Below are 18,322 nucleotides of genomic sequence, written 5' to 3'. Positions count from 1 at the left end.
GATCCCGGATCCAGCGTCTGACGCCAATGAGTCGCCGCCTGGGGTACCAACGCCGCCCGATGGCTTAACGACAGGTCTTTCGGTCCCGGGTGCGCACGGTTTCGATGCAGCCCTCCCGCCTCGGTTGTTCGCTCAAGGTGGGAACGAGTGGTATATCGCGGTCTTGCGGTGTGGCAACGGGTGGTACCCAATGTCGGACTCGGTTGTCGTGATCGGGCCCGGTCCCCGCGTCGTAGCAGAGGTTGAGCTTCCGCCGACGGAACAGCGCGATGAGCGACGGGTTGTGGACGCAATCACCCCGGCCCCCGATGGCGCTCTCGTCCGGTGGCATGCCACCTCTGGGTGTTGCACCCACCTTGTCGAGTGGGAGGCAGACTTGGACGTGGCCACGGCTGGCCGGTCCGAGCTCTCCGAGCCCCGCTTGGTCGTTCGAGATGAGACAGTCGATGTCACGCGCTTCGAGCACGCAGACTTTAAGCATCCGTCTGGCAATGCATCGTGTTCCATTTATCGCGATGATGAAGCGTCGGCCACCCGAGCATTGTGCACCTCCAACGATTTGTTCGCCACGTTACCCCGCGGCTTCTGTGATGAGTTGTCGGGTATCGGCGTAAATGCCATCGTTGTAGCTGATACGGCGACCTTCCAGTGCGGCGGCGATGTCGCGGCCTGGGCCGAGATCAGCGACTACAACAACTGGTCTCTGGGTACCGATTTCGCGGCCCTCAATGGGTGGGGAATTCTAGGTGACGCAGTGCTGCCAGTCGGAACTACGCTCAAGAGCGGCACTTCCGCATGTACAAGTCACAGCGACGGCATCCGCTGTGAAAACAGCGAGACCGGCGCTGGTATTTGGGTCTCTGCGCAGGGCGATGCGTATTTGCTGGAAGAACCGATCGATCCCAAGGCGGCGCGATTTGTCGATTAGCTCTTCGTATTGCAGGGGTCGGGTGCAGTGATTCCCTGGCCGCCAGCGCTCGTCCACTCGGCTTCTGTGAGAGGCACCGGGGCAAGCGCGCAGAGCTGATCCAGCCATGTCGTTTTCGCCGTGTCGATCATTTCTAGGCCAGAAGCGGTGAAGAATCCGTCCGACATTGCACCGTTCGCGACTAGCAACGTCCCTTGATCGGTCCACAACAATTCAGTAGGGACCAGGCCACCTGGGTTTCGCCACGGGTAGCCTTCGACCTGGTAAGTCGAGGTGTTCACGAACGCGATCTGAGATCGGTCCCAGTCGGCCACAGCGAACCGTGATCCGTCCCGCGACCAGGCAACCACGTGTGGTGACACGGGTAGTTCGACCCGCGCGACCTTCACGCCCTTGTCGTTCACAAACGTCACGTCGGCGCCCTCGGCGCCCCACAGTGCCAGCCGGGTACCATCGGGCGAGATCTCTGCGCGGTCGCCCTGGAATGACGAGAGGACCTTCCCGGTTGCGGTCTCAATCACCGAGATCTTCTTGTCAACAGTCACCGCCAGTCGCGAGCCGTCCGCGGACACAGACATCTTGGATGAGGATCCGCCTGTGGTTTCCCCCTGGCGTAGCTCAACGTAGCCGACCCGTTTCCATGTCGTGGTCGACCATAAAGCGACGGCGCCGTCGAGGACGTTGAATGCGGCGATCACTCCCGCTTCAGCGTCGTAGGCGACTTTAGAGACGATATCCGTCGAGGGGACCGAAGCATCCGGAACGGCGAACTCTAGGATGTGCGGCTCAGCTTCCGGCCTCTCCCAGGCGATCACGATGCCGCCCGACCCACGAACGTGGCCACCTGCCACGGCGAACGTACCGTCACCCGCCACGCTGTTCAGGAATGGCAGTTCCGAGAGGGCCTCACCAAGATCGTAGCCACGCTCAATCCATTCCTGGGCAGCAGTATCGTAGTTGGCTAGGCCCGTCGCCCGCTGCTGATCTCCCTGTGAGAGGAGCAGCGTGCCGTCCTGCGCGATCACTTTCGCTGAATAGTCACCGCTCAGATCGGTGGTGTGACTGCCCGCATCAATGACGGCGACGACACCGCCCGCTCGACCTGCGACCCATGTCTGGTCGTCTGCGGCGGTGACTGCCAGCACAGGGTCCCGGCCAGCAGCGAGTTGCGTCGTGTTGTTCAGCGACGTGCTGTCCGTAGGTGACAAGAGCGTGACTCCTGACGCCGTCTGAGCAGCCGCCACTTGAGAAAACGTACCGGTGTGAGTTGCGATCGCGCCGACGGCCTCGTTCAGACCACCGAACGGAAAGGCAGTCTCCCGGTCAGTGTTCAGATCCCGCGCGCTGATGCCGGCGTCGGTACCAATGAGGAGTTCGTCGTTGAACCAGCCCAGCGCTGTGATTCGTGTGCCACGATCTTCCTGGAGGAGCCGCTGGTCCAACCACACTGAAACGGGGTCCTCCCTCCACGGGTCGTCTGGGCTCGACTGCGTGAGATGCAGTTCGATGAGCTGGCCCAGGTTGGTTGCCAAGAGGAAGGCTTCGCCTGTCGACTCGTTGGTCGGCGACGGCCGATCGCCACTGACACCCGCTTCAAGTGATGGTCCGAACCCGCTTGCGGCCGTGACGCGAACCAGTTCGGACGAGTTGGCCGCCAGCCACGCATCGTCCTTCAGATTAAATTCGATCGCCTCCCGGGTAACCGCGGACCAGTAAATGCCGCGCAGGTCCTCAGCAATGACGAGCGTTCCACCCAAACGATCGACAAACGGACCGAAAACTTCAGGCGCTCCAAGAGAATCATCACCACCGAAGGGCACGTCGACGGTCTCGACAAGTACCGGTAGCCCGCGCTGGTCGCTTGCATATAGTTTGAGCTGATCACCGTCGAGGAGCGCAAACTCCGTCGACCCCCAAGCCGCTAATTGGACATCCGGGTTTTCCGTTTTTATTTCACCTATCCGTGCAAGGTCCGGGAAGGACAGCACCTTTACGGACATCGAGTCATCGGAGACCAGCAATGTCGATTCATTGACAGCAACGTCCGCGATATTGCCGTCGGTTGCCTTCACCGACCCCGTCACGTTGAGGTTGTTCTGCGCGACCACCGCCATCGCTTGCTGTGAGTCGTCGTTCGGGTGCAGCTCATGGCTCGCAAGCGCAAACAATGCTGCGCGGCGGGGATCGCTGTTTGCCAGGGTGACGGCTTGCGAGGCCAGCCTTGCCGCGAACGATTCCACCCGTGCAGTTCCTTGAGCATCGATGATCCCGAACACTGCCGAACCCAACGTCAGTGCAAGAACGGTTGCCGTTCCAACGGCCCAGCGGAATCGGGGATTGGCGTGCGTTCGCGTAACACGGACTGCCTCCGGCACATTTGCGGCGTGCTGCACCCTGACGTTCATCCCGGTGCGTACGGCACGCTGAGCTTCTTTGACGCATTCAGACGCGACTACGACGTTGAGTGTGGATCGCTCTGCCGCCTCGATCTTGTTTGGCAGGCCCAAGACCGTGTGCAGGCGCCCGCTCTCGTCGATCGACGCACTTATGGCCGCCTGAGGATCGAGCAGGTAGCGGTTCATCAGACTGCGCACTAGTCCGGTGCGTGTGGCTAGTTCGTCGAGGGCGACGGCGAATGCCCCGCCGAGCGAGCCTCCGCCCACCGAGGTCACAGGATCGTGGGTGTCGGAGTTTCGGCGCAATGACCACACTACGCAGGTGTCGGAACCCACGAGGCGGGAGGTGGCCCACGCATTGCGTATTGCCTCGTGCATCGCAGCGTCGGTTTCGAGGAAGCCCATGACGGACGGGTCTGGATGCAGGCCGGCCGGACCAACCGCGAGACGTTCAAGCGTCAGGTGGCCTGAGGCTCCCGGTGCGGAACGCCCGTCGTCGTCTATCTCCTGCCCTTCCCCGCCGAAGAGCACTGGCACGCTGACGTCAGCGACAGCGCGAGCCCGTGCCGACATCAGCTCTGCGATAAGTAGTTCGACGAAGCCTCGCGCCGGGGAGTCCGATGACATCACGAGTTCCACGGCGGCGTCAGCTACCACGTGCCCGTGACTCTTGGCCGGGGCGCGTGGCGCCCTAGAGCCAGCGCTAACCAAACCGGCACTCTCGAAGTGGACAAGGGCTCTCTTCACCGGCTCGGGCTCGAGTTGGAGGCCGCGGAGGCTGAATGCAAGGTCCCGAATTACCTCGCCAACGGCCCGGTCAAACGACGACACAGGGACCTCAAGCGGATCGCCGGATGTCGACGATGCTCGCCCCTGGGACGAGAGTGCCCGAGCCTCGCGGGAATCCAAGGAGTTCAGCCGCTTGGTAGCGTCCTCGTCGCCACTTGCGACCTCGCGGCACAGGCTGAGCCATAGCTGGCGGCTCCCGACCAGTTCGCTGAAGAGCGCCGCTTCGCCTCCGGTCTGCGCAAACGGATCTTCGATCTCGGTCACGGCTACTTCAGACCCGCACGGATGGCATCTCGCACCGAGTCATCGACCTCCGATACAGCCGCGAGCCGACGCCATGCCTCCTTGCACCGCACGCTGGCGGCTGCCACGCTGCGAGGAATCGCACGTAGGTCCTCGCTCTTCAGATCGGTCACACGAACCGCAGACAGGTCGACCAACAAGTCGGGCCACACGTTCGCCACAGGAACTGTCATCTCTGAGGTCAGAACGCTTGAGCCTGCATCATCCGAAACCAGGGCAAACAGCATCAATTGCGGATTGTGCTCGAGACCCACTACAACCCGGAGGACATGCTCCGGTGAAGCTGCTTCCGCCGGAACCTCAATGCTGATGTGTGCCAATTCGTTGGGAAGTGGTTTCCGGGCGATCCGCAAGCCATGGCCAGCATCCACCCTGGCAGGCCTTTCCGAGTCCGTCCTCGCCGCCAGTTCGAACGTGGACTGCGCTGGCACGTGCCACACGTTCGTCCCCAACAAGCCAGCCTTCGTAGCATCAACAACCAAACCAGTAAGTTTGGGCGAGTCCTCGCCTCGTACGTCAGAGGCGGAGCGCACCGGGGGCGCTACCTGAGAGTCGGCTCTGGCTTGCGTTTCCTGAACAGGATCGGATCCGGGCTCGGTCTCGTCCAGACCCGCTAGCTGCAGGGCGCGCTCCATGAGTGCTTCACGGTGAGCTCGGTCTCCAGGCAGTCTCAGGAATCCGGACCCAATACGCCTCAGGTGGAAGACAGACTCAGGCATTGGGCACGCTTCCGATGAGAAGGGCGAGCGCGAGTAGTACCGCCCCGCTCACGGCGGCCAAGGCTTGAAACGCTCCCAGAAGGACTGTCCGACGTACATACCGCTCGTTCAGCTGCGTGCTCAGGATTGCGTTGGCGAACAAGTACCGCGCCACGTCGCTGCCGCTGACCATCGCGGCGGCGACGATCTCTTCCACGACGGGCGACTCGCGAGTGTCGACCGCAAATGTGGTCAGCGCCAGGACAGCCGACGCTCCCAGAACTAGCGCGCCGGCGAGAGACAGCGGCGTACTGCCGACAGTCTGCCAGGCTGCACCGCCGATCCCACAAGCAGCTGCGAGAAACAGCGCAGCCAAAGCCTTAGCCGTGTCAGCTTGCCATCTCATACGGTCCGAGGCTCGCTGCAACTCGCGCTCGACCGCCTCTCGGCCGTCCCCCGATAGGTCCATAGCTTGACGGTACCGGCGGAGGCGGCATACCGCCCGTACCGGACGCCTTTATCACCCTAGCCTCGATCATTCACATGGTGGGTGGGACTGTACGTTTTCCGGCTCTGTCGCTCTTTCGGTGGTTGGTCCTGAGCCAGTCTGACGGTGTGCCATGATCGGCCATGGGTGATGCGAAGGCGCTGGTCAGGGCTGTTTTTCGAGGGCTTGATGGGCTGGTTGTCGAGGGCGTGACCGAGCGGGGCGGCGGCTTGGTCGTGGCCGCGGTGACGGCGGGTGGGCCGGTCGATTGCCCGGTGTGCGGGAAGCCGTCGGACCGGCTGCATGCGTGGCACGAGCGGTCGCCGGCCGATCTGCCCGTCGCCGGGATCCGGGTCGAGCTGCGCGTGCGGATCCGACGCTTGGTCTGCCAGGCCGCGGACTGCACGCGCAGGACCTTCCGGGAGCAGGTTCCTGGTGTGCTGGAGCGTTACCAACGGCGCACGACCCGGCTGGCCGGGACCATCGCGCGGGTCGTGACCGAGCTCGCGGGCCGGGCCGCGGTCCGGCTGCTGCCCGCGATGGGGGTAGACGTCGGCAGGGACACCGCACTGCGGGTTCTACGCGCGATCCAGCTGCCGCAGGTCGTGGTCCCACGCGTGCTGGGAATCGACGACTTCGCGCTGCGCCGCGGGCACGTGTACGCGACCGTGTTCATCGACGCCGAGACCGGCCGGAGGGTCGACGTCATCGAGGGCCGAGGCGTCGACGTCGTCAAGCAGTGGCTTCTTGATCACCCCGGCGTAGAGGTCGTCGCACGGGACGGATCCGCGGTCTACGCACAGGCGATCCGTGAGGCACTGCCCGACGCAGTCCAGGTCGCCGACCGGTGGCATCTATGGCACAACCTCGGCGAAGCCGTCGCCAAAGAAGTCGCCGCGCACTCGGCGTGCTGGGCTGCCGCGACCGCGACCGGGTTGCGCGAGGGGCGCATCGCCGAGACCACGCTCGAACGGTGGCACCAGGTCCACGACTTACGGACCGCGGGCGTCGGCCTGCTGGACTGCTCGCGCCGCCTGGGGGTCGCGCTGAACACCGTCAAACGGTACGACCGTGCGACCAAGCCCGAGCAGGTCGCCCGACCGCCGCGCTACCGGGCCTGCCTGGTCGACCCCTACCGCGGGCACCTGCGCGAACGCCGCCAGGCCGAGCCCGGGGCGAGCGTGCAACAACTTCTCACCGAGATCCGCGAACAGGGCTACACCGGCAGTCAGAACCTGCTCTACCGCTACCTCAACCAGAACCGGCACCTCGACGACCACCCCCACCTGTCACAGCGTCGCGCCGCCATGCTGTAGCTGACCCGGCCAGCCAACCTCACCGATCGGCAGACCGAACGCCTCGGCGAGCTCGTCGCATCTTGCCCGGAGATGACCGCGCTGGCCGACCTCGTACGCACCTTCGCGAGCCTGCTCGTCCCCGACAGGGCGAACGCCGAGGCCCTGACCACGTGGATCGGCCGCATCAAGGACACCGACCTACCTCACCTGCACTCCTTCGTCCGTGGCATCGAGCAGGATCTCGACGCCGTCACCGCCGCACTGACCACCGAGCACCACAACGGACGCACCGAAGGCGTCAACACACGCACGAAGATGCTCAAGCGGCAGATGTACGGCCGCGCCAGCTTCGACCTGCTCTGTCACCGCATCCTGCAACCCTGACCACGGTCCGCGCCACCGACCACCGGAAGAGCGACAGAGCCGAAAACTGGACAGACGCATTACACGGGGCCAGGGCGAACAAATTTCAACGGACCTGGCACCTGCCACCCGGGGCTACCTCACTTCTGGGCCTCGCCTCCGGACTGCCGTGCCGCCGAACTCGCTCGCGACAGCCCGGCAGCCCTGGCAGTAGCGCTCAGGCCTCCGGCACGTAGAGCGACAGCGTGTGCGCGACCAGCGCCGGCTTCTCGGAGCCCTCGATCTCCACGGTGACCTTGGCGGCCAGCCGCACGCCGGTGGACCCCGGGTCGGCGGAGAGGATCTCGGTGTGGGCCCGCACGCGCGAGCCGGCCGGCACCGGGGCGAGGAACCGCAGCCGGTCCAGGCCGTAGTTCATCACCATGGCGGCCCCGCCGACCGAGATGAGCGGCGCCGCCAGGTGCGACAGCAGCGACAGCGTGAGGTACCCGTGCGCGACGGTGGAGCCGAACGGCCCGGCGGCCGCCCGCTCGGCGTCGAGGTGGATCCACTGGTGGTCCTCGGTCGCGTCGGCGAACGCGCTGATCCGCTCCTGGGTGATCTCGAACCAGTCACCGGAGGCCGTCCGCCCCACGGCGTCGGCGAGCGCGGCCGGCGAGTCGACGGTGATGACGCCGCCCCCATCGCCGCTCACGCCTTCGGCCCGCCCGCCACGTACAGCACCTGGCCCGAGACGAACCCGGACGCCTCCGCGCAGAAGAACGACACGGCGCCCGCGATGTCCTCGGGCTGACCCACGCGACCCACGGGGACGTCCTTGGCCGCCACGCCCAGGTAGTCGGCCAGCGGCACGCCGATGCGCTCGGCGGTCTCCCGGATCATGTCGGTCTCGATCACCCCGGGGGCGACGGCGTTCGCGGTGACACCGAACTTGCCGAGCTCGATCGCCAGGGTCTTGGTGAAGCCCTGCATACCCGCCTTGGCGGCCGAGTAGTTGGCCTGGCCGCGGTTGCCGAGCGCCGACGTCGAGGAGAGGTTCACGATGCGGCCGAACTTGGCCTCCACCATGTGCGCCTGCACGGCCCGGGTCATGAGGAACGCACCCCGCAGGTGCACCCCGAGCACGGAGTCCCAGTCGCCCACGGACATCTTGAACAGCAGGTTGTCGCGCAGGATGCCGGCGTTGTTCACCAGCACGGTGGGCGCGCCGAGCTCGGCGGTGACGCGTGCGACGGCGTCCGCGACCGACTGCTCGTCGGCGACGTCGACGCCCACGGCGAGCGCGCGGCCGCCGTCGGCCACTATGGCCTCCGCCGTGGCCTTGGCCTGGTCCTCCAGCAGGTCCAGGACGGCGACGGCGTAGCCGTCCTTCGCGAGCCGGCGGGCAGTGGCGGCGCCGATGCCGCGGGCCGCTCCGGTGACGATGGCTGTACGAGTCATCAGGGGTTTCCTCTCGTTGCGTGAACTTCGGTGCGTGAACGTCGTTGTGCGACGTACGGGGTCAGAACATCACGAGCTGCCGCAGCGCCGCACCGGAGGCGAGGCGGTCGAGCGCGGCGGGCAGGTCGTCCAGGGTGATGCGGTCGGAGACGAGCCGGTCCAGGGGCAGCCGTCCGGCCCGCCACAGCTCGACGTAGCGCGGGATGTCGCGGCTGGGCACCGCCGACCCGAGGTAGGAGCCCACCACGGTGCGGGCCTCGGCGGTGAGGCTGAGCGGCGAGATGCTCGCCCGGGCGTCGGGGTGCGGCAGCCCCACGGTGACCGTGGTCCCGCCGGGTGCGGTGAGGGCGTACGCGGTCTCGAACGCGCGGGCCGAACCCGCTGCCTCCACCACGACGGGGGCCCGCAGCCCCTGCTCGGCGGCCTCCTGCGGCCCGACGGCGATCGCCGCGCCCAGCTCGCGCGCCAGCTCCAGCTTGGCGGGCACGGCATCGACGCCGATCACCTCGTGCCCGAGCGCGACGGCCACCAGCAGCGCCGCCATGCCGACGCCGCCCAGGCCCACGACGGCAACCCGGTCGCCCGGTGCGGGCCGCCCCGCGTTGACGACGGCGCCGCCCCCGGTGAGGACCGCGCAGCCGAGCAGGGCGGCGACGTCGGGCGGGACGTCGTCGTCCACGGGGACCACCGAGGTCTCGGACACCACGGCGTGGCTCGCGAACGCGCTCACCCCGAGGTGATGGTGCACCTCCTGGACCCCGCCGGCCGGGACCCCGCCGGCCGGAACGGGACGGGTCAGCCGCCGTCCGCCGCCCACGAGCGTGCCGGCTCCGTTGGCCGCCGACCCCACGGAGCAGGGCAGACGCCCGTCCGTGGCGCACCCGGCGCACTCCCCGCAGCGCGGCAGGAACGTCATCACCACCCGCTGCCCGATCGCGAGCCGCGCCCCCGGACCGGTGGCCTCCACGATGCCGGCCGCCTCATGACCGAGCAGCATCGGCACGGGCCGCACGCGGTTGCCGTCCACGACCGACAGGTCGGAGTGGCACAGCCCGGCCGCCTCGATCCGCACCAGGACCTCGCCCGCTTCCGGCGGGGCGAGCTCCAGCGACCCGACCGTCACCGGCCGGGACTCCGCATAGGGCGCGGGCGCGCCGCAACGCTCCAGCACCGCACCGGTGATCCGCATCAAAGCTTCTCCAGCACCATCGCCATGCCCTGGCCGCCGCCCACGCACATCGTCTCCAGACCGTACCGGCCTCCGGCGTCCGCGAGCGCGTTGATCAGGGTGGACGTGATGCGCGCCCCGGTCATCCCGAACGGGTGCCCGACGGCGATCGCACCGCCGTTGACGTTCAGCCTCTCCTCGTCGATGCCGAGCTCGCGCGCCGAGGGGATCACCTGGGCGGCGAACGCCTCGTTGATCTCGACGCGGTCCATGTCGTCGACGGTGAGACCCGCGCGGGCCAGCGCCTGCCGGCTGGCGTCGACGGGGCCGAGGCCCATGATCTCGGGCGACAGGCCGCTGACCCCCGTGGACACGATGCGGGCCAGCGGCCGCAGGCCCAGCTCGTCGACGACCCGGTCCGAGACGATCACGAGCGCGGCGGCGCCGTCGTTCAGGGGGCAGGCGTTGCCCGCGGTGACCGTGCCGTCGGGGCGGAACACCGGCTCGAGCGTCGCGAGCGTCTCGACGGTGGTGCCGGCCCGGGGGCCGTCGTCGGCGGAGACGACCGTGCCGTCAGCGAGGGTGACGGGCGTGATGTCCCGGGCCCAGAAACCCGCCGCGATCGCGGCCTGCGCGCGCTGCTGGCTGCGGGCGGCGAACTCGTCCTGGTCCGCGCGCGTGACGTCGCGCAGGGCGGCGACGTTCTCCGCCGTCTGGCCCATGCTGATGTACGCGTCGGGCAGCACGCCCTCCAGGCGGGGGTCGGTCCACAACCCGGTCCCGGACCCGGCACGCTTCTCGGTGCGGGCCAGGGCGTCGGCGAACACGGGGTTGGTCAGGTCCACGCCCGGGATGTAGTCGCTCGACCCGGTGGCGAACGAGCTCACGGACTCGACGCCCGCGGACACGAAGACGTCACCCTCGCCCGCCTTGATCGCGTGGAACGCCATGCGCGTGGTCTGCAGGCTGGAGCTGCAGTAACGCGTCACGGTGGCACCCGGCACGGTGTCCCAGCCGCACAGCACCGCGACGATCCGGGCCATGTTCATGCCCTGCTTGCCGCCCGGCAGGCCGCAGCCGAGCAGCAGGTCGTCGATCCGGGCCGGGTCCAGCCCCGGCACCTGTTCGACGGCGGCAGCGACCATCATGGCGGCGAGATCGTCCGGACGGACGTCCTTCAGCGACCCCTTGTGCGCCCGCCCGATGGGCGATCGGGCGGTCGCGACGATATAGGCCTCGGTCATAACTCCTCCTTGAGCTGAACTGAGCTGTGGTGCGACGGTACGACGACGGCGCGCTGAGACGACCGTAGATCAGGTCCACTCAGACGAACGCCGCGTGGCCGGTGATCGCCCGGCCGACGATGAGCTGGTTCATGTCCTTGGTGCCCTCGAACGTGTACACGGCCTCGGCGTCGGCGAAGAACCGCGCCACGCCGTGGTCGAGCGTGATGCCGTTGCCGCCGCACGCCTCACGGCACAGCGCGACCGTCTCCCGCATGCGGGTGGTGACGAACGCCTTGGCCATCGCGGCGTGGGCGTCGGTCTGGGTGCCGTTGTCCTGGAGCTGGGCCACGCGCACGCACATGGCGAAGCCCGCGGTCACGTTCGCGTAGGCGGTGGCGAGCTTGTCCTGGATCAGCTGGTAGCTCGCGATCGGGTTGCCGAACTGCTCGCGCTGCTTGGTGTACGCCACGGCGGCCTCGTAGGCGCCGACCATGGTGCCGAGCGCCTGCCAGGAGACGCCGTCGCGGGTGATCCGCAGCACCTTGGCCAGGTCGCGGAAGCTGTTGATGTGCGCCAGGCGGTCGGCCTCGTGCACCTCGACTCCGTCGAGCACGATGTCCGCGTTCTGCACGATGCGCAGGGACTGCTTGCGCTCGATCTTGGTGGCCGTGAAGCCGGGCGTGCCCTTGCGCACCAGGAAACCCTTGACCTGGTCGTCGGCGGTGTCCTTGGCCCAGATGACCACGACGTCGGCGAACGTGGCGTTGCCGATCCAGCGCTTGGCGCCGTTCAGCACCCAGGTGTCGCCCGTGCGGGTGGCGGTGGTGCGCAGGCCCTTGGCGGTGTCGGAGCCGGCCAGCGGCTCGGTGAGCCCGAACGCGCCGATGAGGTCGCCGCTCGCCATGGGCGGGAGCCACGTGGCGCGCTGCTCGGCGGAGCCGCCGACGCCGATCGACGTCATCGCCAGGCCGCCCGAGACCCCGATGAACGTGCAGAAGGACGAGTCCACGCGGGCCGTCTCCATGCCGACCCAGCCGCGGAACACCGCGGAGGTCTCCTCGCCCTGCGTCTCGGCCCAGCCCGACCCGATGGTGCCGAGCTGCGCGTAGGGCTTGAACAGGTGCACGGGGCACTCGGCGCGCTCCCAGTAGTCGTCGGCGATGGGGCGCACCTCGCGCTCCATGAACTCGCGGACGGCCAGCGCCTTCTTCTGCTCCGCCGGGGTGAGCAGGTCCTGGAACGAGTAGAAGTCGGCCTCCAGGATGTCCGTGCGGGGCGACTCGGGTACGAGCGTCATCGGTCCTCCGATCATCATCGATCTGGCTGGGCGATCTGGTGGGTCGATCCGTACAGACCGACCAGTCGGTGTCCAGTATGCATCAATCAAGAATATGTTGCACCCCTCCCCTTGAGCCGCGCTACGCTGCCGATATGGGCTATCGACACCCCTTCCCCCTGCGCTGGAACGACAACGACCAGTACGGGCACATGAACAACACCGTCTACTACGAGGCCATGGACACGGCCGTGAACACGTGGCTCATCCGGCACACCGGCATGGACCCCGCGGGCGACGTCATCGGGCTCGCCCGGGCCTCGTCGTGCGAGTTCCTGGCCCCGGTGTCGTTCCCGGACGAGATAGAGGTCGACGTCGCCGTCGGCCGCCTCGGGCGGACGTCGCTCACGTGGGACCTGGCGATCCTCCCCGCGGGCGCGCCCGACCGCGGCGAGCCGTACGCGACGGGAGCCTTCACGCACGTCTTCGTGGACCAGACGGCCCGCCGCCCGGTCCCGGTCCCGGACCGGGTGCGCGAGGCGGTCGCGGAACTCCTGCCGCCCCCGTCCGCCTGACTACCCCGTCGACTGCGCGTACCGGCCCATCAGCTCGCGTTTGAGGACCTTGCCGCTCGGGCCCAGCGGCAGGTCCGGGGAGACATGCACCACGCGCGGGTACTTGTACGCCGCCACGTGCTCCCTCATGTAGGCGACCACGGCGTCCGGGTCGACATCGGCCCCGTACGAGGGCACGACGGCGGCGTGCACCTCCTGCCCGCGCACCTCGTCGGGCACGCCGAACACCGCCGCCATGGCGACGCCCGGGTAGCGGGCCAGCACCGCCTCGACCTCCGTCGGATACACGTTGTAGCCGTTGCGGATGATCATGTCCTTCTTGCGGTCCACGATCGTGACGATGCCGTCCGCGTCGACCGTCCCGAGGTCGCCCGTGCGGAACCAGCCGTCCACGACGGCAGCCGCCGAGGCGTCCGGCCGGCCCAGGTACCCCTTCATCAGGTTGTGCCCGCGCACCACGATCTCGCCCAGCTCGCTGGTCGCACCCGCGGCCGGGGCGGGCAGCAGCTCCACCCGGTCCTCCACCTCGGCGACCGCAACCGCGACGTCGACACCCCACATCGAGCGGCCCACCGTCCCGGGCCGGATCGGCTCGGACGTCACGTTGAAGGTGCACGACGGCGACGTCTCCGTCAGCCCGTACCCCTCGTGCACCTGGGCCCCGTACGCCTCCTCGAACGCCTCCAGCAGCGCCACCGGCAGGGCCGCCCCGCCGGAGACCGCGTACCGCAGCGGGGGCCGCGCCGCCGAGCGCCGGGCCGCCTCGACCATCCCGGCGAAGTTGGTCGGCACCGCCGTGAACACGGTGACGCCGTGCGCCACGAGCAGCTCGAGGGCCTCGTCGGGATCGAACTTGGGCAGCAGCACGATCGAGGCGCCCCGCCGGAAGGCCATGTTCAGCACCGCCATCTGGCCGAACGAGTGGAAGAACGGCAGGCCGCCGTAGACGACGTCGTCGGGCCGCAGGTCGAACGAGTCGATCAACGAGCAGTGCACCTGCTCGACCATCGCCAGATGCGAACCGACCGCACCCTTCGGGGTACCAGTGGTGCCGCTCGTGTACAGGATCGTCGCGGCGGCCAGCGGGTTCGTCCCCACGTGCCGCTCGATCGGGGTCGCGGCGGCCGCCTCGTCCTCGAGGCGCGCCACCACGGTGCCCTGCCCGGCGAGCTGCCGGGCAGTCGACTCCGGCACCAGGACGGTCACCAGCGGCACGCCGGCCCGCGCGGCAGCGGGTGCGGCCTCCGCCAGCATCGGGGCGGCGACCACGACGACGTCGGCCCCCGCGTCCTTCAGGACGAACTCGATCTCGTCGCTGCGGAACAGCAGGTGCACGGGGATCACGACGGCGCCGAGCGCGAGCGTCGCGTAGTAGACGCGCGCGAAGTCGGGGACGTTCGGCACGATCATCGCCACGCGCGAGTCCGGCCCGATCCCGCGGGCCGCGAGCGCCCCCGCGTAGGCGCGGGTCTGGTCCCAGAGGTCGCCGTAGGTGGTGGGCCGGCCCATGAAGTAGAGCGCGGTGCGTTCGGGGAACCGGCCCGCGGTCTCGGCGAGGATGCTCGCTATCGAGAGGGTGCCGTAGCCGGGGCCGTCGACGGCGCGATCGACGGCGCGGCTGGCTACGGCCTCGGGCTGGACGCCTGGGGTGTGCGTCATGTCGGGTCTCCTTCCGGGGAGGGGTGGGGTGCGGGCTGGGTCAGGAACGGTGCGCGACGGCGGAGCTCGGCCCGGCCGAGGGACGCGAGGTGCACCTCGTCGGGGCCGTCGGCCAGCCGCAGGGTGCGGACGCCCGCGAACAGCTCGGCCAGGGGGTGGTCGCCGGAGACCCCCGCGGCGCCGAAGACCTGGACGGCGCGGTCCAGGATCTGCCCGACGGCGCGGGGTACCGCGATCTTGATGGCCTGGATCTCGGTCATGGCGGCCTTGTTGCCCACGGTGTCCATGAGCCAGGCGGTCTTGAGCACGAGCAGGCGCAGGGACTCGATCTCGATGCGCGAGAGGGCGAGCCACTCGCGTACGACGCCCTGGTCGGCCAGCGGCGCGCCGAACGCGACCCGCTCGGTGGCCCGTTCGCGCACGAGGTCCAGCGCGCGTTCGGCGATGCCGAGCGCGCGCATGCAGTGGTGGATGCGGCCGGGGCCGAGGCGGGCCTGCGCCATCGCGAACCCCTCACCCTCGCCGCCGAGCAGGTTGGCGGCGGGCACGCGGACGTCGTCGAAGACGATCTCGGCGTGGCCGCCGTGGTCGCGGTCGTCGTAGCCCAGCACGGTCAGGCCGCGCACGACGGTGACGCCGGGGGTGTCGCGGGGCACGAGCATCATGGACTGCTGCCGGTGCCGGGGTGCGTCGGGATCGGTCTTGCCCATGACGATCAGCAAGCCGCAGTCGGGGTTCATGGCGCCGGTGGCGAACCACTTGCGGCCGGTGATCACGTAGTCGTCGCCGTCGCGCACGATCTGGGTGGCGATGTTCGTGGCGTCCGACGACGCGACGGCGGGCTCGGTCATGCAGAACGCGGACCGCTGCGTACCCTCCAGCAGCGGGTCGAGCCACCGTTCGCGCTGCTCGGGCGTGGCGAAGTGCGCGAGCAGCTCCATGTTGCCGGTGTCGGGGGCCGCGCAGTTCATGGCGACGGGCGCGAGCTTGGGGCTGTAGCCGGTGAGCTCGGCCACGGGCGCGTACTGCAGGTTGGTCAGGCCGCCGCCGCGTGCGCCGACCGGCCCGCCCGGGGGCAGGAACAGGTTCCACAGCCCGCGCTCGCGCGCGGTGGCCTGCAGGTGGCGCACCACCGGCCGGAAGGACCAGTCGCCGGGGGTGGCGGCGAGCTGGCCGGCGAGCACTGGCTCGGCGGGCAGCACCTCGTCCGTGACGAAGTCCCTGACCCGCCGGGTGATCTCGTGCGTGGTGGCGTCGGGGGCGAAGTCCATCAGGCTCCTCCTGCTGTCGTGGTGGCGGTCCTGGGCGGGGTGTCGGCGAGCCGGTCCAGCCCCTCGGCGGCCAGCGGCTGAACCAGCTCCCCGATCCGGTCGAACCCGTCGCCGACGGTCTGCCCGCCGGTGAACCGGTAGTGGATGCCCTCGAGGATGACCGCGAGCTTGTAGCAGGCGAACGCGCGGTACCAGGAGAGGTCGGGTACGGCGATCCCGGCGCGGGCGGCGTAGGCGTCGATGACCTCGTCGAAGTCCGGGTAGCCGGCGCCGGGCACGATCGCCCCCGGCACGACGTCGATCCCGGCGGAGGTGGTCAGCTCCCGGATGCGCCAGTACATGCCGAGCATGCCGAGGTCCACGAGCGGGTCGCCGAGGGTCGCCATCTCCCAGTCCAGCACCGCCGCGATCCGCGGGGCGTCGGGCGGTCCGGCCACCAGCGCGTTGTCGAGCCGGTAGTCGCCGTGCACGATGGCGGTGCGTCCGGCGTCGTCGGGCACCGCCGCCTCCAGCCGCTCCTGGAGGGTGTCCAGGAGCGGCTGGGGCCGCGACCGCGAGGCGTCGTACTGGCGCCGCCAGGTCTTCATCTGGCGACCCAGGTACCCGGCGGTCCGGCCGAAGTCGGCGAGCCCCACCGCCGCCGGATCGGTGGTGTGGAGGTCCGCGAGGACCTCGGCCAGCTCGACGCCGAGCCGGCCGAGCCCCTCGCGGGTCCAGGCCGCGTTGTGCTCGGGGCGGGCCAGCACCGTGCCCGCCACGTGCTCCATGACGAAGAACACCGTGCCCGTGACCTCGGCCCGCTCCGTGTCGTCCACCACCGCGACCGTGGCGGGCACCGGGATCGTCCCCGCCAGGGCGGTGATGACCCGGTGCTCGCGCCGCATGTCGTGCGCGCTGGACAGCACGTGCCCCAGCGGTGGGCGCCGCACCACGAGCGGCAGCGCGGCGCCGTCCACCCGGTAGGTGAGGTTGCTGCGCCCGCCGGTGATGAGGCTCGCGGTCAGGCCGGGGCCCGCCGGGCCCGCCAGCTCCGGGTGCTCCCGGGCCAGCCAGACGGCCAGGCCCGCGACGTCCAGACCGGGTAGTTCGTGCGTCATGGTTCCCCTCTCGTGCGCCCGAGGTCGTCGTGCGCGGTGTTCCTGGTGCCCCCTGCCCTCGCACGGGACGGTGTCATTCGGTGGCCGGGATGCCCGCGTTCACGAGCGGCGCCTGCTCCGGCTCGACGGCGGTGGCGCCCGCCTCGGACACCTCGTAGGCGTCGTCGGTGAAGTCCTGCGCGCCGTCGGCCACGACGGCGATCCGGACGGTGCGGTGCCCGAAGTGGTCGTCCGCGGAGTAGGTCAGCGGCGCGATGCCGTTGCCCCCCAGGTCACCGGACTCCACCGCCGCCACTATCGACTCCCTCGTCGGGTTCTCGCCGGCCGCGGCCAGCGCCTCGGCGAACTGGTAACCCACACTCATGCCATACGTGGTGTTGCCCGTGTAGGGCGCGCCGTCGTTGTACTCCTCGTTGATCTGCGAGAACAGCTCGTACCACTCCGACGACGGGCTGTTGGGCAGGTAGTTCACCGAGACCAGACCCTCCAGCGCCGGTGTGCCCTCCTCGCCGAGGTACTCCGCGAGCGTCGGGTAGTCAGCTCCCGAGGAGGAGACGAGCCACTTCGGGAACCACTCCATCTGCGCGGCCGTGCCGACGGCGAGCGCCGTGAAGCCGTTGATGGTGCCGAGCACGTTGTGCGTGCAGCCGGCCTCCTTCATGGCGCCGAGCTGCGCGGTGACGTCCTGGTCGGCCGTGGAGTAGGTCTGGTTGGTCGCGACCTCGCCGTCGCCCAGCGCCAGCTCGACGCCCTGGAGGATGCCCGTACCGAAGTCGTCGTCCTGGCCCAGCACGCAGACGACGGCGTCCGGGTCGGTGTCCAGCGCGTGCTGCGCGAGCGCCGCGCCCTCGGTCACGTAGTCGGCGTTGAAGCCGAACGTGTTCGGGTACTCGTCGGGCTGGTTCCACGTCAGGGAGCCGGAGGCGACGAACAGGTCGGGCACGCCGTTCTGGTCCAGGTAGTCGAGCACGCTGGAGTGCGTGGGCGTGCCCAGGCCGTTGACGATCGCGAAGACCTCGTCCTCCTGGACCAGCTCGCGCACCACCGTCTGGGTGTTGGCCGGGTTGTAGCCGTCGTCCTTGACGATGTACTCGATCTCGCGGCCGTGGATGCCGCCGTTCGCGTTGACGTACTCGAAGTACGCGGCGGTGGCCGCCGAGATCGACGCGAAGCCGGCCGCGGCCGGTCCCGTGAGCGGCTGGTGCGTGCCGATGACCACCTTGTCGTCGGTGACGCCGGGGACGTCGGCGGACGCGGGGGTCGAGCAGGCCGACAGGGCAGTGGCGGCGGCCAGCCCCATGGTGGCTGCGACGGCGGTGGACCGTGCAGTGGATCGTGTGGTGCGCAT

General features: G+C 69.0%; 14 protein-coding genes and 1 pseudogene. 3 read left to right on the top strand and 12 right to left on the bottom strand.

Features of this window, described 5'->3' with window-relative positions; translation table 11 throughout:
- Window positions 1-376 precede the first annotated feature (376 nt).
- Complete coding sequence (locus ACQEVI_RS23970) at window positions 377-928, top strand: hypothetical protein (RefSeq protein ID WP_432903849.1); 552 nt, start codon at window positions 377-379, stop codon at window positions 926-928.
- On the opposite strand, the gene ACQEVI_RS23965 is transcribed toward ACQEVI_RS23970, so the two are convergent.
- The 3 genes from ACQEVI_RS23965 to ACQEVI_RS23955 form a co-directional block, all read right to left on the bottom strand.
- Window positions 925-4,377, bottom strand: coding sequence for a WD40 repeat domain-containing protein (locus tag ACQEVI_RS23965; RefSeq protein ID WP_432903846.1), 3,453 nt, complete (start codon window positions 4,375-4,377; stop codon window positions 925-927). The two genes, ACQEVI_RS23970 and ACQEVI_RS23965, sit on opposite strands and share 4 nt — an antisense overlap.
- 2 nt (window positions 4,378-4,379) lie before the next feature.
- Window positions 4,380-4,847 (bottom strand): hypothetical protein, encoded by a 468-nt coding sequence (locus ACQEVI_RS23960; RefSeq protein WP_432903843.1) that lies wholly within the window; start codon window positions 4,845-4,847, stop codon window positions 4,380-4,382.
- A gap of 280 nt (window positions 4,848-5,127) precedes the next feature.
- Complete coding sequence (locus ACQEVI_RS23955; protein WP_432903840.1) at window positions 5,128-5,583, bottom strand: hypothetical protein; 456 nt, start codon at window positions 5,581-5,583, stop codon at window positions 5,128-5,130.
- 161 nt (window positions 5,584-5,744) lie between these two features.
- On the opposite strand from ACQEVI_RS23955, the pseudogene ACQEVI_RS23950 reads away from it, so the two are divergent.
- Window positions 5,745-7,283, top strand: a pseudogene (locus tag ACQEVI_RS23950) (ISL3 family transposase).
- A 196-nt stretch (window positions 7,284-7,479) separates the two neighbouring features.
- Here the strand turns inward: ACQEVI_RS23950 and ACQEVI_RS23945 are convergent.
- The 5 genes from ACQEVI_RS23945 to ACQEVI_RS23925 all read right to left on the bottom strand — a co-directional run bounded on the left by ACQEVI_RS23945 (window position 7,480) and on the right by ACQEVI_RS23925 (window position 12,393).
- The gene (locus ACQEVI_RS23945; protein ID WP_432903837.1) at window positions 7,480-7,956 is read right to left on the bottom strand and encodes a MaoC family dehydratase; all 477 of its coding nucleotides are present in this window, start codon (window positions 7,954-7,956) and stop codon (window positions 7,480-7,482) included.
- Window positions 7,953-8,702 (bottom strand): 3-oxoacyl-ACP reductase FabG, encoded by a 750-nt coding sequence (fabG, locus tag ACQEVI_RS23940; RefSeq protein WP_432903834.1) that lies wholly within the window; start codon window positions 8,700-8,702, stop codon window positions 7,953-7,955. The genes ACQEVI_RS23945 and fabG overlap by 4 nt, the downstream gene beginning before the upstream one ends.
- A 61-nt stretch (window positions 8,703-8,763) precedes the next feature.
- Window positions 8,764-9,891, bottom strand: a complete 1,128-nt coding sequence (locus ACQEVI_RS23935) for a zinc-binding dehydrogenase (RefSeq protein WP_432903831.1) — start codon at window positions 9,889-9,891, stop codon at window positions 8,764-8,766.
- Entirely contained in the window at window positions 9,891-11,114 is a 1,224-nt protein-coding gene (locus tag ACQEVI_RS23930; RefSeq protein WP_432903828.1) for an acetyl-CoA C-acetyltransferase, read from the bottom strand. The genes ACQEVI_RS23935 and ACQEVI_RS23930 overlap by 1 nt, the downstream gene beginning before the upstream one ends.
- 79 nt (window positions 11,115-11,193) lie before the next feature.
- On the bottom strand, window positions 11,194-12,393 hold the full coding sequence (locus tag ACQEVI_RS23925; RefSeq protein ID WP_432903825.1) for an acyl-CoA dehydrogenase family protein: 1,200 nt from the start codon (window positions 12,391-12,393) through the stop codon (window positions 11,194-11,196).
- A 134-nt stretch (window positions 12,394-12,527) separates the two neighbouring features.
- Between ACQEVI_RS23925 and ACQEVI_RS23920 the strand changes: the two genes are divergently transcribed.
- Window positions 12,528-12,947, top strand: coding sequence for an acyl-CoA thioesterase (locus ACQEVI_RS23920; RefSeq protein WP_432903823.1), 420 nt, complete (start codon window positions 12,528-12,530; stop codon window positions 12,945-12,947).
- Here ACQEVI_RS23920 and ACQEVI_RS23915 read toward each other — a convergent pair whose 3' ends face one another.
- The 4 genes from ACQEVI_RS23915 to ACQEVI_RS23900 form a co-directional block, all read right to left on the bottom strand.
- Window positions 12,948-14,606, bottom strand: a complete 1,659-nt coding sequence (locus ACQEVI_RS23915; protein ID WP_432903820.1) for an AMP-binding protein — start codon at window positions 14,604-14,606, stop codon at window positions 12,948-12,950.
- The gene (locus tag ACQEVI_RS23910; RefSeq protein WP_432903817.1) at window positions 14,603-15,877 is read right to left on the bottom strand and encodes an acyl-CoA dehydrogenase family protein; all 1,275 of its coding nucleotides are present in this window, start codon (window positions 15,875-15,877) and stop codon (window positions 14,603-14,605) included. Before ACQEVI_RS23910 ends, ACQEVI_RS23915 begins: the two co-directional genes overlap by 4 nt.
- Complete coding sequence (locus ACQEVI_RS23905) at window positions 15,877-16,974, bottom strand: phosphotransferase family protein (RefSeq protein WP_432903814.1); 1,098 nt, start codon at window positions 16,972-16,974, stop codon at window positions 15,877-15,879. The genes ACQEVI_RS23910 and ACQEVI_RS23905 overlap by 1 nt, the downstream gene beginning before the upstream one ends.
- 73 nt (window positions 16,975-17,047) lie before the next feature.
- On the bottom strand, window positions 17,048-18,322 hold the full coding sequence (locus ACQEVI_RS23900; RefSeq protein WP_432903812.1) for an ABC transporter substrate-binding protein: 1,275 nt from the start codon (window positions 18,320-18,322) through the stop codon (window positions 17,048-17,050).

The organism is Promicromonospora sp. CA-289599, assembly GCF_050936155.1.
Lineage (GTDB): Bacteria > Actinomycetota > Actinomycetes > Actinomycetales > Cellulomonadaceae > Promicromonospora.
Note: the sequence above shows the minus strand (reverse complement) of the source record. Positions and strands in the feature narration are given on the sequence as shown.